The sequence below is a fragment of the Alistipes sp. i18-0019-D1 genome (genome assembly GCF_042852885.1).
In the GTDB taxonomy this organism is placed as follows: domain Bacteria; phylum Bacteroidota; class Bacteroidia; order Bacteroidales; family Rikenellaceae; genus Alistipes.
In genome coordinates this window covers 3,442,820-3,460,078 of record NZ_AP031424.1, presented here as the reverse complement: position 1 = coordinate 3,460,078, position 17,259 = coordinate 3,442,820, and the positions used below count along the sequence as shown (strand labels likewise).

Annotated in this window: 14 protein-coding genes; 7 read left to right on the top strand and 7 right to left on the bottom strand. The window is 58.2% G+C overall.

The window, feature by feature from the left end:
* Positions 1 to 39: 39 nt before the first annotated feature.
* Positions 40 to 1,128, bottom strand: a complete 1,089-nt coding sequence (locus ACGHP5_RS14380) for a nucleotidyltransferase family protein (protein WP_390567372.1) — start codon at positions 1,126 to 1,128, stop codon at positions 40 to 42.
* The gene (locus tag ACGHP5_RS14375; protein WP_290532785.1) at positions 1,125 to 1,517 is read right to left on the bottom strand and encodes a WbuC family cupin fold metalloprotein; all 393 of its coding nucleotides are present in this window, start codon (positions 1,515 to 1,517) and stop codon (positions 1,125 to 1,127) included. The genes ACGHP5_RS14380 and ACGHP5_RS14375 overlap by 4 nt, the downstream gene beginning before the upstream one ends.
* Positions 1,518 to 1,677: 160 nt before the next feature.
* On the opposite strand from ACGHP5_RS14375, the gene rfbA reads away from it, so the two are divergent.
* From rfbA to ACGHP5_RS14340, 7 genes are all read left to right on the top strand, one after another.
* Positions 1,678 to 2,562: a glucose-1-phosphate thymidylyltransferase RfbA gene (rfbA, locus tag ACGHP5_RS14370; RefSeq protein ID WP_390567370.1), complete on the top strand. Its 885-nt coding sequence runs from the start codon at positions 1,678 to 1,680 to the stop codon at positions 2,560 to 2,562.
* Entirely contained in the window at positions 2,559 to 3,122 is a 564-nt protein-coding gene (rfbC, locus tag ACGHP5_RS14365; RefSeq protein ID WP_337757545.1) for a dTDP-4-dehydrorhamnose 3,5-epimerase, read from the top strand. Before rfbA ends, rfbC begins: the two co-directional genes overlap by 4 nt.
* Positions 3,119 to 3,979, top strand: coding sequence for a dTDP-4-dehydrorhamnose reductase (rfbD, locus tag ACGHP5_RS14360; protein WP_390567368.1), 861 nt, complete (start codon positions 3,119 to 3,121; stop codon positions 3,977 to 3,979). Before rfbC ends, rfbD begins: the two co-directional genes overlap by 4 nt.
* Positions 3,976 to 4,830 carry a glycosyltransferase gene (locus ACGHP5_RS14355; protein WP_337771848.1) on the top strand — a complete coding sequence of 285 codons (855 nt, stop codon included), beginning with the start codon at positions 3,976 to 3,978 and terminating at the stop codon, positions 4,828 to 4,830. Before rfbD ends, ACGHP5_RS14355 begins: the two co-directional genes overlap by 4 nt.
* Positions 4,827 to 5,885, top strand: a complete 1,059-nt coding sequence (rfbB, locus tag ACGHP5_RS14350; protein ID WP_290532780.1) for a dTDP-glucose 4,6-dehydratase — start codon at positions 4,827 to 4,829, stop codon at positions 5,883 to 5,885. Before ACGHP5_RS14355 ends, rfbB begins: the two co-directional genes overlap by 4 nt.
* A 306-nt stretch (positions 5,886 to 6,191) precedes the next feature.
* Positions 6,192 to 6,992, top strand: coding sequence for a site-specific integrase (locus ACGHP5_RS14345; RefSeq protein ID WP_337771853.1), 801 nt, complete (start codon positions 6,192 to 6,194; stop codon positions 6,990 to 6,992).
* Between the two features lie 930 nt (positions 6,993 to 7,922).
* A complete protein-coding gene (locus tag ACGHP5_RS14340; RefSeq protein WP_337771854.1) occupies positions 7,923 to 8,144 on the top strand; it encodes a hypothetical protein in 222 nt (73 codons plus the stop codon).
* Positions 8,145 to 8,820: 676 nt separating this feature from the next.
* Here the strand turns inward: ACGHP5_RS14340 and ACGHP5_RS14335 are convergent.
* The 5 genes from ACGHP5_RS14335 to ACGHP5_RS14315 all read right to left on the bottom strand — a co-directional run bounded on the left by ACGHP5_RS14335 (position 8,821) and on the right by ACGHP5_RS14315 (position 17,116).
* Positions 8,821 to 9,426 (bottom strand): hypothetical protein, encoded by a 606-nt coding sequence (locus ACGHP5_RS14335; protein WP_337756320.1) that lies wholly within the window; start codon positions 9,424 to 9,426, stop codon positions 8,821 to 8,823.
* 50 nt (positions 9,427 to 9,476) lie between these two features.
* Positions 9,477 to 9,803 (bottom strand): DUF6922 domain-containing protein, encoded by a 327-nt coding sequence (locus ACGHP5_RS14330; RefSeq protein WP_337756321.1) that lies wholly within the window; start codon positions 9,801 to 9,803, stop codon positions 9,477 to 9,479.
* A 709-nt stretch (positions 9,804 to 10,512) separates the two neighbouring features.
* Entirely contained in the window at positions 10,513 to 12,090 is a 1,578-nt protein-coding gene (locus tag ACGHP5_RS14325) for a calcineurin-like phosphoesterase C-terminal domain-containing protein (protein ID WP_390567364.1), read from the bottom strand.
* 83 nt (positions 12,091 to 12,173) lie between these two features.
* Entirely contained in the window at positions 12,174 to 13,976 is a 1,803-nt protein-coding gene (locus tag ACGHP5_RS14320) for a RagB/SusD family nutrient uptake outer membrane protein (RefSeq protein ID WP_337771859.1), read from the bottom strand.
* Positions 13,977 to 13,990: 14 nt separating this feature from the next.
* Positions 13,991 to 17,116 carry a SusC/RagA family TonB-linked outer membrane protein gene (locus tag ACGHP5_RS14315; protein ID WP_390568447.1) on the bottom strand — a complete coding sequence of 1,042 codons (3,126 nt, stop codon included), beginning with the start codon at positions 17,114 to 17,116 and terminating at the stop codon, positions 13,991 to 13,993.
* Between the last annotated feature and the right edge of the window lie 143 nt (positions 17,117 to 17,259).

The window sequence follows — 17,259 nt, the reverse complement described above, 5'->3', positions numbered from 1 at the left end:
ATCCGGCAAGACGGAAGAGCCGGCCTTTGCCGGCTTCCGTCACTTTACGATGGACTGCGGACGTTTCAGGTGAGCCCAGGCCGAACGCACGAAGGCGCCGGCAAGGCCCTCGTCGAAGACCAGCCGGTGTTTCCAGCGGTTCGTCCACCAGCGGCGGGCCTTGAACCGGACCACACGCAGCAGCCCCTCGGGCCGTTCGTCGGAGAACGCCGGGGAGAGGATTTCGTCGAGCACCCGCTTTTCGAGTTCGGCGTCACGTTCGAAAGCCGGAAGCGACGGGGCGTCCAGCCCCAAATAATCGATGCAGACGGCATTGAGGCAGTCCAGAAACCCGACCATTCCGGCCTCCCGGGCCGCGGCGTACAAAGCCGTCCAGTCGACCCGGCCGTGGCAGTGCGCAACGAAGACGCACCAGTCCACAACATGCCGCAGGCCGATGTTGATCGCCGCGAAATGCACGGCGGCGTGGCGCAGCAGGAACAGGGCGTTGAGCTGCTCCGAAGGCAGGTAGACGGCCACGCCCCCAACGGCGACCGACTCGCCGGGCTGCGCGGCATACTGCTTGAACAGCCGTTCGAGGCGCGCGTTGGATGCGTGCGTCTGCGTGTTGACGAAGTCGTAATGGTTCTCGACCATGATGCCGTCGACGTCGAACGTCGTGTGATGCTCCTTGTGCACGTCGACCGGAGCGCCCCACTCCCGGGCGACCAGCCGGTCGGCCTCGGGCTGGCGCCCGAAAAGCCAGATGTCGATGTCCCCGCAGGGACGGTGTTCCGGAACGGGATAGAAAAGGCTCAGGCCGTAGCCCTTGAGCAGCATCATCGGAATCGCATGCTCGCGGTAGAACGCCGCGAGGCGGGCGATGGCCCGCTCCTGCCGGCGGTAGGTGTTTTCGATCCGGTCGACGTTGACGGCCCATTGCAGGCGCAGCGCCTTTGACGGCCGCACGGCCTCGGGCAGGAACTGTATCCCGTCCCACGCCTGGGCCAGCACGCCCTGCGCCGAGGAGAGGTCGTAGATTTCGCGCCACAGCGCCGCGTCGGTCCCCTCGAACAGCGCCGCATCGTCCATGCGCCCGCGCAGCGTCGCCCGCACGAGGGCGAACAGCCGTTCGGCGGCCCGCGTCATCGCACCATGTCCTCCGGCGCCAACGGCGCATAGGGCCCATCCTTGACCTCGAAGAGCACCGTACCGCTTTCGAGGACCTCCAGCGTGTGCCACTGCCCTTTGGGGACGTGGATGCCGTAGACGCCTTTCAGCGGGTCGAGCGCGAAACGCTGCGTCTCGCGGCCGTGCCCGTCGCAGAAAATCACGTCGAAGCGGCCGCGCAGGACGACGTAGGTTTCGGCCGTATGGGGATGGCGGTGTACGGGCAGCACCGTGCCCGGCTCCAGGGCGTTGAGCAGACGCTGGGCCTTGGCGTCGAGCGAGTCGTGAAGGTTGAAATTCATCCGCAGGCGTTCGCTCGTCTTCGCCCGGGCGGTCACTTCGTCCAGAAGTTTATCGTCGAGAATCATACTGTCTATGGTTTGAATTAGTCCCGGTAAAGATAACGATACTTTGCAAAAAAACAGGCTCGGAGATCGGAATTTCGCAAAAAAACCGTACCTTCGATCAAAATTATCCGCCCGATGGCCCGGCGAAAAGGCCCGCGGGCGGCGTCAACGACGCAAGAAGATGAAAGGTATCGTATTAGCCGGAGGCTCGGGCACGCGCCTCTACCCGATAACGAAGGGAGTGAGCAAGCAGCTGCTCCCGATTTACGACAAGCCGATGGTCTATTATCCGCTGTCGGCGCTGCTGCTGGCCGGCATCCGCGAGATACTCGTGATCTCGACGCCGGCCGACCTTCCGGGATTCCGGCGGCTGCTGGGCGACGGCTCGGACTACGGCGTAAGCATCGGGTACGCCGAACAGCCCTCGCCCGACGGGCTGGCGCAGGCGTTTCTGATCGGCGAGGAGTTCATCGGCGGCGATTCGGTCTGCCTGGTGCTGGGCGACAATATCTTCCACGGGTCGGGATTCACGGGCATGCTCCGGGAGGCCGTGCGCAGCGCGGAGGAAGCGGGCAAGGCGACGATCTTCGGCTACCGGGTCGAGGACCCCGAGCGGTACGGCGTGGCGGAGTTCGACGCCGCGGGCAACTGCCTCTCGATCGAGGAGAAACCCGCCGTCCCCAAGTCGAACTACGCCGTGGTGGGGCTGTACTTCTACCCCAACAAGGTCGTGGAGATCGCCCGGTCGATCAAGCCTTCGGCGCGCGGCGAGCTGGAGATCACCTCGGTGAACCAGGCGTTTCTCGCCGCCGGGGAGCTGAAGGTGCAGCCCCTTCAGCGGGGATTCGCATGGCTCGACACGGGCACGCACGACTCGCTGGCCGAGGCCTCGATCTTCGTGGAGGTGATCGAGAAACGGCAGGGGCTGAAAATCGCCTGCCTCGAAGGCATCGCCTACCGCAACGGCTGGATCACGGAGGAGAAGATGCGCGCACTGGCCGGACCGATGCTCAAGAACCAGTACGGGCAGTATCTGTTGAAGGTAATCGAAGAATCGAAACGATGAAAGCGATAGAAACGGAGATCCCCGGCGTGGTGATTCTCGAACCGGAGGTGTTCGGCGACGCAAGGGGTTATTTTATGGAGCGGTTCTCGCAGCGGAGGTTCGACGAACTGGTCGGGCCGGTGCGGTTCGTACAGGACAACGAGTCGAAATCGCGCTACGGAGTGGTCCGGGGCCTGCATTTCCAGCGGGGAGAGCATGTCCAGGCAAAGCTGGTGAGCGTGGTCCGGGGCCGCGTGCTCGACGTGGCGGTGGACATCCGCCGCGGGTCGCCGACCTTCGGACGGCACGTCGCCGCGCTGCTCGACGGAGAGAACAAGCGGCAGCTGTTCATCCCCCGCGGATTCGCCCACGGATTCGCCGTGTTGAGCGACGAAGCCGTCTTCCAATACAAATGCGACAACTACTACGCCCCCGGCAGCGAGGGCGGCATCGCGTGGGACGACCCCGCGCTGGCGATCGACTGGCGGCTCCCGGCCGGCGAAACGCTTCTCTCGGAGAAGGACCGCCGGCACCCGCGGCTGGCCGACGCACCGGAACTTTTCGAATACGACAGACCATGAACATACTCGTAACGGGCGCCAACGGCCAGCTGGGCCGTGAAATGCAGCGGCTGAGCACCGTATCGCCCAACAGCTACACCTTCACCGACGTGGCGGAACTCGACGTCACCGACGCCGGGGCCGTCCGGCAGGCCGTGGCGCAGACCCGCGCCGAAGTGATCGTAAACTGCGCGGCCTACACCAACGTGGAGCGCGCCGAGGAGGACGGGGAGGCGGCCGACCGGCTGAACCGCGGGGCGGCGGAGAACCTCGCCCGGGCCGCGGAGGCGAACGGCGCGACGCTGATCCACGTCTCGACGGACTACGTCTTCGACGGCACGGCCCACCGGCCCTACACGGAAGAGGCCCCGACCGCACCGCTGGGCGTCTACGGACGCACGAAACTCGCCGGGGAACGGGCCGTCGCGGAGTCGGGATGCAAATACCTGACCTTCCGCACGGCGTGGCTCTACTCCGAATACGGGAACAACTTCCTGAAAACAATGCTCCGGCTGACGGCCGAAAAGGAGCACCTGAACGTGGTCTTCGACCAGGCGGGAACCCCGACCTACGCCGGGGATCTGGCCATGACGATCTTCTCGATCGTCGAGGGCCGCTATTATGCCGGGAACGAGGGTCTCTACCACTTCTCGAACGAGGGCGTGGCGTCGTGGTACGACTTCGCCGCGGAGATCGCCGCCGCCGTCGGGCATGACAAATGCCGCATCCGCCCCTGCCGCACGGAGGAATTCCCGACCAAGGCCTCCCGCCCGGCCTACTCGGTGCTGGACAAACGTAAAATCAAGGAGACGTTCGGGCTGGAGATCCCCCACTGGCGGGAGTCGATGCTCTACTGTCTGAAAAACATGCTGCGATGAAACACGAAGCCCGAATACCCAAGATCATCCACTGGTGCTGGCTGAGCGGCGAGCCGGTTCCGGAGTTCCTCCGGGAGTGCATGGCGAGCTGGAAACGCCGGATGCCGGACTACGTCCTCAAATGCTGGACACAGGAGAATTTCGACATCCACGCCGTCAAATGGGTCGAGGAGGCCGTGGAGGAGCGCAAATGGGCCTTCGCGGCGGACTACATCCGGCTCTATGCCCTCCATACCGACGGAGGCATCTACCTCGATTCGGACGTCGAGGTGTTCCGCCCGTTCGACAAACTGCTGGGTTACGAATTCTTCACCGGAACCGAGTACAGTCCCATCGACTACAAATACGCCGATGTGCCGATAGACGCGCAGGGCATCCCCCTCGACCGCGACGCCTTCGTCCCGGGGTACGGCATCCAGGCGGCCATCATGGGCGCGGCGAAGGGCAGCGGGTTCGTCCGCGAGTGCATGGACTATTACGAAGGGCGTCATTTCCGCGAGGCGGACGGACGGCTGCGCACGGACCTGACCATGCCGCTGGTCATTGCCAAGATCGCCGAGCGCCACGGGTTCCGCTATCTGGACAAGGAGCAGGTGCTTGGCGGCGGACGGCTCTACATAGGCCGCAACAGCCTGCTGCCGAGCAGTATCCACCTGCTGCGCCTCGGCACGGCGGCGTTCCATCACTGCGCCGGGAGCTGGCTCGACCCGGACTGCCGCCTCAAACGGCAGATGATCGGCGACCAGCGCATCCGCCTGGCACTGAAATACGCCTTCAAGGCGTACCGCTGGCGCCGGAGGAAGAAGCGCGCCGCAAGGAAACGACTGAAACAGCAAAACAACCGGACATGAAACGCAATATCCTGATCACCGGCGGCGCCGGATTCATCGGCTCGCACGTCGTGCGGCTGTTCGTCGGGAAATACCCCGACTACCGGATCGTAAACCTCGACTGCCTGACCTACGCCGGCAACCTCGCGAACCTGCGGGACATCGAGAACCGTCCGAACTACACGTTCGTCAAAGGCGACATCTGCGACTACGAGGCCATGCGCGCGCTGTTCGCCCGATACGACATCGACGGGGTAATCCACCTCGCGGCCGAAAGCCACGTCGACCGCTCGATCCGCGATCCGTTCACCTTCGCGCGGACCAACGTGATGGGGACGCTGACGCTGCTGCAGGCCGCACGGGAGCACTGGAACGGCGCATGGGAGGGCCGACGCTTCCACCACATCTCGACCGACGAAGTTTACGGGGCGCTGCCCTTCGACGGAACGTTCTTCACCGAGCAGACCCGCTACGACCCCCACTCGCCCTACTCGGCATCGAAAGCCTCGTCGGACCATTTCGTGCGGGCGTTCCACGACACGTACGGATTCCCGGCCGTGGTGACCAACTGCTCGAACAACTACGGGCCTTACCAGTTCCCCGAAAAACTCATACCGCTGTTTATAAACAACATCCGCCACAACAAACCGCTGCCGGTCTACGGCCGGGGCGAGAATGTCCGCGACTGGCTCTACGTCGAGGACCACGCCCGGGCCATCGACCTGATCTTCCACCGGGGACGCGACGGCCAAACGTACAACATCGGCGGGTTCAACGAGTGGCGGAACATCGACCTGATCCGGGTGATCATCCGGACCGTGGACCGCCTGCTGGGACGCCCCGAGGGGACTTCGGAGAAGCTGATCACCTACGTCACCGACCGGGCCGGACACGACCTGCGCTACGCCATCGACTCGCGCAAACTCAAGGAGGAACTGGGCTGGGAGCCTTCGCTGCAATTCGAGGAGGGCATCGAGAAGACCGTGCGGTGGTATCTGGCCAACCAGAAGTGGATGGACGACATCACCTCCGGGGAGTACGAAAAGTATTACCGGGAAATGTATACCGGAAGGTAATTACCTTTTTCCTGAAAACAGAACCTTGTGTACTTTTGGTGTCAAAAGTACAACAATCCTCAAAACCGGCAAATAAGCGCAGCAGTATTGATAATCAGGCTGTTTTTCGTTTCGGTTCGCCCTGTAGAAGCTTTCGAATGGGCAGCAGGCGGCATCGTCGAACGAGGGTTCGGTTTCCAAAGCATTACCTTGTCCGGGAATGCTTCTCATTTCCTAAAACGGTGATTTACCGTCTATTGCATTTCCATTCATCTTGATCGGAGACTCTGCTGAAATTAGTTTTGTACCCCTCAAAAAGCAGAGTTTATGCGCAGCACGTTCAAGGTTCTGTTCTACCTGAAAAGGAACAAGGAAAAAACACAGTCGGCGGTTCCTGTCATGGGCCGCATCACGGTCAACGGTACGATTTCGCAGTTCAGTGCGAAGCTCACGGTTCCGGAGCGTTTGTGGGAAGTCCGCGGGGGCCGCGCCAAGGGCCGGAGTCTCGAATCCGACCGCATCAACCGCCATCTGGACGAGATCCGCTCGCAGCTCGACCGTCATTATCGGGATATCCGCGACCGGGAAAGCTATGTGACGGCCGAGAAGGTGAAGAACGCCTGGCTGGGATTCGGGAAGCGTTACCGCACCCTGCTGTCCACTTTCCGCAGCTTCACGGACGACCTGCACGGGCGTATCGGCGTCGACCGCTCGAAAAACACATGGTACCGTTATCTTGCGACGATGAAACACCTGCAGGCGTTCCTTACGGCGAAATACCGTGTGAGCGACATCGCCCTTGCCGAACTGGAACTGTCGTTCATCGAACAGTTCCATGTCTATCTGAAAACGGAACGGGCGCTTAAACTCACGAGCATCTGCCGTTATCTGGACTGCCTGATCAATGTGGTCAAGATTGCCTTCAACGACGGGATCATGCCCCGCAACCCGTTCGCCTCGTACCGTTACAACGAACCCACGCCGGAACATGCTTTCCTGAACGAGACAGAAATCCTCACCCTTCAGCTCACCGCGCTCCGGACGAAGAAACAGCGCCTCATCCGCGACCTGTCCCTCTTCTCCTGTTTTACGGGTATCTGCTACGCGGATCTGAAATCCCTTGCCTAGAAACAGGGTGACCCAGCCGATGATCGACCGGGAAGTGGAGATGCTCAAGGAGAAACTGGCCGGACGCTTCGCGGGATAGGGAACCGTTGCGCCGGTCTCTGGAGACAAGGAGCAGTTGCTTTCAACAGGCTCGCAGTTGTGAAATACCGGGGATTGCGATATGAAGGAGCGACGCATTGTTTTGTCGATTCTCATATTCCTTCTTCCGCCCGCAATCGCGGAAGCGGTATTTCCGGGCTGTTTCGCTTGTCGGACATCAAGAAGCAGACAAGCATCCGGTCGGAGGTATAAGAGGTATAAATGGACTCCGGATAACGATTGACGGTATTCAGAAGTTATTTCCGGAAGTGTACCGGCGAAAATTCGCAGAAAACAGGTTTGCCGATTCCGAAAAAACAGGTATCTTTGAAAACACATTCCCAAAGTTTCATACTCCAACGAAATTTGTGTTACACTTTGCGGAGCGGGCCTCGTTGAGAAACGGTGCCCGCTCGTTCGGTATCCCCATATGTGGGCATACTAAAAGCAACGACCGTGTTCTCACTACGCTATCGCTGCTGTGTTTCATCCGATATATCTTCAATTGTTCTATAAATATGTAAACCGGGTAATTTGCAATTTATTCCCCCCTTTATATTAATTTGCGAGTGTCCCCCGTTTATTCACAGCACACCTCGTTCTGTTTTCGGTTGCTTCCACCTCCTCTGTCCTCATCCGTAGGGCGATACTATTCCATCCCGCGTCGGTTGCCTCGTGCAAGCTAATCCCGCTCGCGGTCGGCGTTGCGGGATTGGAAATCTTCCCGAGGCAACCGACCCTTTCGGGAAAAGCCTCACCATCCGATTTTATTCATCCGCCTGTACGATCCGAACGACAAAGGGCGTGCAGGCACAGAAACGTGAGACACACGGTAAAAACTGTATTCAGGTTATGCTGAAAGTTCAAAGCATGTCACATGCACATGCAGCACGGCCGACGTTACTTCCCATTCCGGCACCCTTTGCCGATCCGGGAGCGGCTGCACCAACGGATACCGCAGCGGTTCTGGATTCGTTCCCCGCAGGAATTCCCTACGATCCGGAACAAGTACTGCAGCCGCTGCTTATCCCCGAAAACCCGGATCTCGAACCCGATACCCGGATGCCGGAGTAGTTGAAATCGGCGGCATAGCCGAGTGACAATCCCCGAAGGCCCGGAGCAGACCTGCGCTGCTCCGAATCTTGTTTTCATGTATCCGGGCTAAAAGCATATACGGACTATCGCCTTTCAGTCCTCAACCTTTTACCAGGGCGCACAAACATCCGGAGCCTTTTCTTTCCCCGGAGGCTCCACAGGAAACGAAGCCGCCCGTCAGCATATAACCATACGACGAGGAGGGGTATCGCGGCGAAACCCGCATGTCAAACCTGAAATCGATTCGACAATGCAACTCATTAACCGGAACAGGGTGAACAGCTATTCGCCTACGATGTCAGCCCGGCGCAGAACCATCTGCGTAAACCGCCACGGGTATATCTACCTCTCGGGAGTGTTGGCCGTAGAGATGGGTCTCGGGGACGGCGGCAGGAGCGGAGACGCCGGGCTGATGTCGCCGATCTTCTTGTGCTATTCCCGTATGTGGCTTGCGATTGCCGGAGTTAGGCAATCACCCCAAGTTGTCCCAAAACTCAATTTTTCAACGCCTGAATTTTCAACTCACAGGTGTCTTCCCGAAAAAACAGGATCGAAGGCAGTGTATTTAGCAAAACTTGTCGGTAAAACTTACGAATTGTAAGTTTGCGCAGCTTCGGAGTTGAGTTTTCGGACGGGCTCCCCTTCGGGCGACACCTTACTGCCTTTTCCGGCCTTGTTCTTTCGATACGGCCTCTTCCTGCAGCCCCTGGCGCTGCGGGAACGGATATCCCGCGAAGACTTTGTTCGGCGCATCTATCATCTCCTGAATCCGTACGGCTGTCGCCTTCCATGTGTATTCATAGCCGGGCAGCGGCTGCGGATACCTGTCCGGTGCGATATCGTTGAAGTACAGGAACGCCTTCACGGCTCCGACGACATTCGAAGAGGGGTATTTCCGTGAGTAGCACGCCAGCATGGCATTGAGCGACAGACGGGCGGACAGGCAGGCAAGGTTCGCGAAGGACGACTCGCGTGTGCCGTCGGTTTCGATCTCACGCAGCGTACCGGCCGCACAATCCCCCAAGCCGCACAGGCGCAGGCCTGCCTCTTCCACAGGGCGGCTCACCAACGTATGGCGCTGCTCGTGCAGGAAGATCTCCGTCTCGCCGATACGCCCCCGCAAGCCGTCGTCCTCACGGCGACCCTGAAAGCCGTAGCTGTCCCGAAAGAGCTCTTCCAGCAGCTCCCAGCAGACAACATCCGGAAGGAGCAGCTCCGCAGCACGGCACGCGCGGTGTCCCAGATGCAGGGCGAGGGCCATGCGGCCGGTAAGGCACGATATGCCTAAAGCGGGCTCCGACTGGAGTCTCTTCAATAATCCCAGAGTTGCAGGCGCAACTGTCTGCGCGTATAGCATCGTAATTCTTCCTTTTTAAGGTCGAAAACTTTACAAACGAAATTCATATCCCGCTCCGGGAGCGTGGCGACCTCGCGGAGAATCCCCCGGAAACCCTCTATGCCCCCGTACAGGTCGAACGCCGCGAAGTAGTCCTCCACGCGGCCACGCTCGATCACGCGCTGCACGACGAGGCGACGGCTGCGATGCCAGTCGAAACGCTGCAGGTCGTATTCCCAGAGAAGCGCCGGGGAAATCCGGTGTTTACCCTTGTTTTGTTCGTATCTGTCGAAGATGATCATCGTGCAGGGAAATGTCTGTCGATAGCAAATCGACGAATTTTTCTCCGCAAACGCAAGGTTGCGACACGGGGAAAAGCAGGATGTGAAACATGTGGAAACGGCAACGAAGAGTCCGGGGCATGTTGACAGGGTGTTCAGCCGTATGCCCATCGGCACTACGCTGCGGGAGGGCGCGACGGCTCCCTATACGATTATCCGCAAACGGGATGGACACCCGCCTCCTGCTCCGGCACGTACCGCAAACAAGAGGGTAAATCAGGCACTTGCAAGATTTGCCAAAAAAATATTTTTGTTTTTGGCAATGATCGTTTTCTGAAATCCCCGTTCTCAATAGTCGAGTCCGTTTTTTCTGCAATAGATAGGAAATTTCTTGTATTTTCCTGAATAACAGTGATAAATATAGAATTTGATGACGATATAACTATGCTGAATTGCTACGTTTTGTATCTCGTCGAACAACTCTATGCATATAGAGTGTTTTTCATAGAAATAGCAAAAACGACGATTGAGTTTATGTAAAATGCGGACAGAACTTCCACCCACGTTCGTTATTTAACGCTATAGCTCCCTATTTTTTCATTGTTGCGTTGCATATAAAAATTAGCGGAAGCCGCAGTGGAACTGCGATAAATTTATAAAGTCCGGCCGTTCCACGCGGCCGGACTTTATAAAAAAGATGAAAATACGCGGAAGAAAAAACGAACAATTATTATTCTTCTGCAGGATAGTTCTCTACTGATGGATAGTCCGATTCAGTAGCGGTTGTGAAGACGTTTTGTGTATAAATCGTACCGAATGCGTCTGTTGCACGGATTTCTACTATGCTTGCCGTGGCATCCTTGAGCGTATAATGGTAGAAATGGTCGTACTTGCCGTTTCCGTGCGAGCTGGCGTTCGCTTTAAGCACTCCCACATGGTAACCCGCACCCCACGCATCCCGGTCGGAGTAACGCAGCTGTTCGGTCATCTCACCCGTCTTGGCGCCGTTTTCATAGACCTCGATTTTCCAGCTGCTGTCTGCATTCCAGATGTTGGCCACGATCTCGTTGGACGCTGTATAGGAGAACTTGTAGTTTCCGGCATAGGAGGTTTCGGCACGGTACATGCGAATCTGGAAGTCTTTGGGCAGGCAGGTGGGTTTGTAGTACCAGTCCTTGACCTCGGTGCCTGAGATGTCGTAAACGCCGTATCCGTTGGGCGTGCCATCGACGTTGATGGTCGATTTCCACCATGCGCCGCACACGGCGCCGTGGATATGCTCGTAGATGTCGCGCTCGGTGTCGATGTAGTTTTGTCCGTAGTGCGTGTGCCCGGTCATGATGTGCACCTGGGCAAACTCTTTCAGCAGATTGCGCACGGCTTCGCGGTTATTGGAGGTGGCATTGCGAATCGGAATATGCACGCAGAAGATGATAAGTTTATCCTTCGGCACGAAGCTCAGGTCCTGCCGCAGCCATTCCAACTGCGCATCGGTGAACCCCGAATCGTAGGCCGACGGATTGTGTTTCTCATTCAGCAGCAGCACGTTGTCCATACCAATAATATGGGCGTTGCCCCGGTCGAAGGAGTAATCGCAAGGCCCGAATTTGTATTCGAAATCACGGCGGCCCGCCAGGTCGTAATTGCTGCTTTCGTCGGTGATCTTCGGCTTCATGCAGTTGTCGTGGTTGCCCATCACCTGAAACACCTTCAAGCCGATTTCGCTCTCACGCATGGCCTGCGCCATGAGGGGCATCATCTGGTTGGTCACGTAGAGGTTGTTGGTGTTGAAGACGATGTCGCCCAGCGTGATGCCGTAAACCGGGCCTTCGAACGTCGAGACGTGTTTGCAGACGTCGGGCACGCACTCTTTCTTGAATCGGGAGAGATCCGTGTCCTTCTGCACCTGCGGGTCTGCCAGGCAGACCAGTTTGAAACCGGTCTCAACCTCCTGCTTCTGCATCAGCCTGAAGTCGTAGCGCTCCTGCGCTTTCGAAAGCCGCTGCCAGAAGCAGGGACGCCCGTCCGACATCGGAATCTGGCGGTCGGCGGGGATGCGGTAGAATACGTGGAAGGCATCGGCGCTGCGCGGCATCTGGTAAACACCGTTGGCATCGGTCGACACGCACGAGAAACCGTCGCTCACGACGATTCCCTCAACCGGCGCCCCGCTGGGGTCCGTCACCACACCGTAAAGGTTGTTCCCCTCTTCGATGGGGGTCTTCAGCGGAGTCGTTCCATCGTCGTCGGAGCAGCCCGTAAAGAGAATCCCGGCGGCAAATAACAAAGAATATATGATTCGCTTCATTGTTTAAATGTATTTATGGTTTATGGATCAAAGATCCGCAGCGAACAGCCGGCTGAGCTTGTCCGCCGCGGAATCCGGAACGTTTATTCCCAAGCGGCGTTTTGTCCCAGATCCGGATTCTTGTCGAGCGCCGTCTTCGGAATCGGATGAATGTAACGCTGTTCGCTGAAATGGCGTGCCAGATTGTAGATCAGCCGGCCGGAAGTTCCGTTTTCGAGTGCATGCGAAGAGTCGAGCACGACGTACTTCACTCCAGGCTCGCTGCCGGCCTCGCCGGTCACGCAGCACACGTCGTTGATTCCGTCGCCATTGAGGTCATAGGCCTTGTCCACTTCGCCGATGTAGATGCCGTACCAGGTCTTGTTGAGCAAGTGGCCCAGATGCCAGCGCATCAGGTCGTCGTAGCGGCGTCCTTCGAGCAGCAGTTCGATGGCGCGTTCACGGCGGATTTCCAGGATGTCGCAGTCAGTGATCTTGTTGTTGCCGTCGTCGGGACTGAAGTAAGCCTCCTGCAGGTATTCGTCGATCTTCGTGGGACGCGTTCCATCGACACCTGCACGTTCGCGCAGCAACTTGATGGTACGGTCCCAGACCGTAGCGTCGAACTCGCCCAGTTCGGCTTTTGCCTCGGCGTAATTGAGCAGGATTTCGGCGTAGCGCAGGATCGGCAGCGAGTTCCAGCAGATACCCGAGGCTTCGTACGAGTCGTCGTCGATGTTGAACTTGATCACCTGATAGCCCGTATACCCCACCGAGAAGTCGGGAGCAAAGAGCTTCGAGACCCCGCCCACCAGCTTGCGGTATTCAGGCGAGATGACCGTCTGCTGCAAACGGTAGTCGCGGTTCTGGAACTGCTCGGCATAGGTCGTCGACTTGTAGTCGGAGCGGTCGGTGAAGCGGCTGCCGTCCCTATTCAGATAGGTGTAGACAAAATCGGCGTCGAGCGACCAGCCCGGGCCCATCGACCCCGACGTAAAATACCATGTCACATCGTGTGTGACGTTCTTCTCGGCGCTGTATTCACGGGCCCACATCACCTCCTGCTTCTGGACGTCGGCCGACGTGAAGAGCGAACGGTACTGCGTCGACACATTCGCCGGAGTGCTTACGAGCGAATAGATACCCGCTTCCATCAGCTCTTCGCAGGCTTTGGCCGCTTCGCGCAGCCACTTGTTGTCCTTGTTGTATTCGGGATCCCACGCCTTACCCGTCGACGGATCGACACGGTGGTATTTGCGATAGGTTCCCTCGAAGAGGCAGATGCGTGACTTGATGCCCAATGCGATGTAGCGGTTGATTTTCTGGTTGTTGAGCCAGGCCGATAAACTGTAGCAATGCTCACAGGCGTAGTTCAGGTCTTCGAGCACGCGATCCATGACGTATTCGCGGCTGTCGCGGTGCTTGTAGAGATCTTCCTGGTTGTCGGAACGGATGACATGGTCGTACCACGGCACCGCACCGAATGTTTTCACCAGTTCGAAATAGTTCCACGCCCTCCAGAAACGGGCCGTTCCCTCGTAGTGGGCGAAAGTCTCTTCGCTGACGCCTTTGGCCTCGCGCATCCGTTCGAGAAAGGTATTGATGTAATAGACGAAATTCCAGGTGCCGGTGCTCCACCCGCCCTGCAGCGTGGGGTTCCAGACCGGCTGGTAGAGGTAGCTCGACGTGGCGCGCACCTCGATGATGTCGCAGTTGCCGTCGCCGCGCGTGATGGCGCCGGATCCTGGGGTGTAGGAGTTCAGAAAGCCGTTGGCGTACTTGTCCAACGACGCTTCGTCCTTGAAGTATTCGTCGGTGCCGATTTTTTCAATCGGCTGCTTGTCGAGGAAATCTTCACAGGAGGCGAGTGTCAGACAGGCGATTGCCGCATAGATTATTCTTTTCATAAATTTCGTTCAGATTAGAAAGTGATACTCAAACCGATGCTGTAGGAGCGCATGACGGGGTAACCGTCGCCGTCGCCCGAACCGTCGCCGCCGGCCGTGCTGTTCAAGTCGGCGTCGCCGGCGTAGATGCCCTCCGGATCGTAGTTCTTGGCGTACTTTTTCAGCGGGGATATCGTCAGCAGGTTCTCGCCCGAAAGATAAACGCGCAGGTTCTGGATGCCGGCCTTGGCGAGCATCTGTTTGGGGAAGGTGTAGTCGATGGTCAGGTTCTTCAGCCGGATGTAGCGGGCCTTCTGCAGATAGCGCGTGTTGGGCTGCGAAAGGAGTCCGCCCGAACTTTGCGCCGAGTAGCCGATGATACGCGGCCAGTAAGCCTTGGTATTCTGGTTCTCATCGGTGTATCGGTTGCTGTGCCACGGCAGCGCCATGCTGTACGGGCGGCCGTACTGTCCCCAGAAGTAACCCGATTCCTTGGCGGGATACCAGTCGCGCTGACCGACACCCTGCCACAGCATCGACAGACCGATGCCGTTCCAGCGTGCGCCGGCGGCGATGCTGTAACAGTAGCGCGGCGTGGTGTTGCCGATCTTTTTCAAGTCGCCGTGGTCCTCCAGCCGGTTGGCGCCGTTGTTGACTTTGCCGTCACCGTTGATATCTTCGAATTTCGGATCGCCTTTCTGCCAGACGACCTTGTCTATGGTGAATTTCGAATAGTCGGCGTAGGTTTGCGCCTCTTCGTTGCTCTGGAACAGGCCGTTGCAGGTGTAACCCCACAGTTCGCCCAGTGTCATCCCTTCGTAATAGTTCGTGGTGTAATTGGTCGGCAGCGTATTGGTGGTTGCCGTGTAGCGGGTGATCTTGCTGATGTTGTCCCAGAAGGCGAACTTCAGGTTGTAGCTGAAATCCTTGCCGCCCAGCTTGATGTTGTCGCGCCACGAAATGCTTGCCTCCCAGCCGTCGGTACGCATGTCGGCGTAGTTGCCTTTGGGCGCCGCATTACCGAATACGGCAGGAAGTTCGGGGCCGACGACGATCATGTCGGTGGTCTTCTTGCGATAGATGTCGCCCACGATCGACAGACGGCCGTTGAGCATCTCCAGGTCGATACCCAAGTCGTAGGTCGTAGCCTTCTCCCAGGTCAGGCCGTCCGGTACGAGCGATGGTTTTCCGGCATAGATGAGCGGGCTGCCACCGACGAGGAAGCTGTTGTTTTTCGAGATGGCCACCGTACTCAGATAACTGTAAGGCGAGGCGTTGCCGTTGCCGGCCGTGCCGACCGATGCACGGATTTTCAGGTTGTCCAGCCAATTTTTAGCGTTCTCCATGAACTTCTCCTCCGAGATGCGCCACCCGATCGAACCCGAAGGGAAGAAACCCCACCGCTGGTTCGTCGGGAAACGCGAGTTGCCGTCGTAGCGGCCGCTCACTTCGGCCAGATACTTTCCTTTGTAGCCGTAGTTGACACGAAAGAATGCTCCCACGACGCTCCAGGAGTTGGAGCCGTTGCCCGTTACGATGGGCAATTCGCCGGAGGTGAGACTCAGACTCGGATGGTCGGGGTCGACAACGTCCGTGTTGCGGGTGTAGGTGGCCAGATGTGTTTCGTCTTCGAGATTCCAGCCGCCCATGACCTTAAGCCAGTTGTTTTCGCCCAATTTCGGCGTCCAGGTCAGCGTGGCGTTCGACGCGATCCGCTCGTAGTTCGAATAGCTCTCGCTGTACCACGAGGTCGCCGGGCGCTCTCCGTAGCTTTCGGGCCCCGTGTAATAGGTATAAGGTACGGCCAGCCGGTGCAGTTCGGTGTGGTTGCGGTAATAGCTGACGTCGAATTCGCCCACCAGCACGTCCTTGATAAGGTTCAAGGAGAATTTGGTGCGGTTCGTGAGGTCGAACTTGTCTTTCTCCATCCACGTATGTCCCTCGACGAAACCGGCCCAGCCCAGGTAAACGGCCGCTTCGGTCCACGTCCCGTCGGGGTTTTTCTCAAGGGTCATCGGATAACCCTGGTGATTGAACATACGCACGGGCGTCATCCAGAACGACTGGTCGCCCGTGGTGAGCATGGGTTCGTGGTGGAAACGGCTCATGAACGAGGTTGTGTTCTCGACGGTGAGCCACTTGGTGACCTGAACGGTTCCCTTGCCAAGGACGTTGTACTGATTATAACGTTCGTCGCCCGCGTTATAGATACCGTCCTGGTGGAAGAAGCGGCCCGACAGGTAATACGACGCCTTGTCGCTGCCGCCCGTGATCGAGAGATTATGCTGATGTCCGGTCGTGTAGTCCTTGTAGAAAATCTTGTACCAGTTGGTGTTGCCGAAGTATTCGTAGCGGTTGTTCGACGGGTTGACACGCCACTTCTCGTACGACGGGTCGCCGTTGCGGCGTTCGAGTTCGGAGTACCAGGCGCGGCTGAACTTGAAGACGTTGTTGATATTTGCCGGATCGACACCTTTGTTGTTGATATAGGATTCGAGATAGGAACTTGTCCAGTCGTAGCCGTTATCGACGATCTGAGGCGTCACCGTACGCTTGTAAAAGTTATACGAACCGTTGTAGGTGATCTTCATCCGGCCCTTTTCGGGTTTCTTGGTCGTGATGAGGACCACGCCGAACGTACCGCGCGAACCGTAGACGGCCGTCGAGGAGGCATCCTTCAGGATGGTGTAGCTCTCGATGTCTTCGGAGTTGACGGTGGTGATGTCGGTCTCGACGCCGTCGACCAGCACGAGTGCGGAACCGCCTGCGCCGATCGAGTTTTTCGAGCCGCGGATCTGGATCGATGCGCCACGGGTCGGCTTACCGTCGGAAAAGGTGACCGTCATGCCCGGTACGGAGCCTTGCAGCGAACGCGCGGCGTTCTGGTAGGAGCTGAACCGATTTTCGATGTCCTTGCTCGAAACGGTCTCGATGGCGCCTACGATATCGCGTTTTTTCTGCACGCCGTAACCGACGACCACGACCTCTTCGAGCGAGGTGTTGTCCTCCAGCAGAACGACGTCGATCGCCGTTTGGTTGTTGATGTGGATGAGTTGGGGCTTGTAGCCGATGAAGCTGAAATTGAGCGACTCCTTGCCGGAGGCTTTGATGGTGTAGCGACCGTCGGTATTGGTAGACGTACCGCGCGACGTGTTAGGGATTGTGACGGCTACACCGATAATGGGATTGCCACTCTTGTCTTTAACGATACCGGAAACGGAATTTTCCCCCCCCCCTCTGCTGGGCGGCGGCCGTCGTGGCAGTCAAAACAAGTGCAACCATAAAGAACCCGATGCGCCGGCAG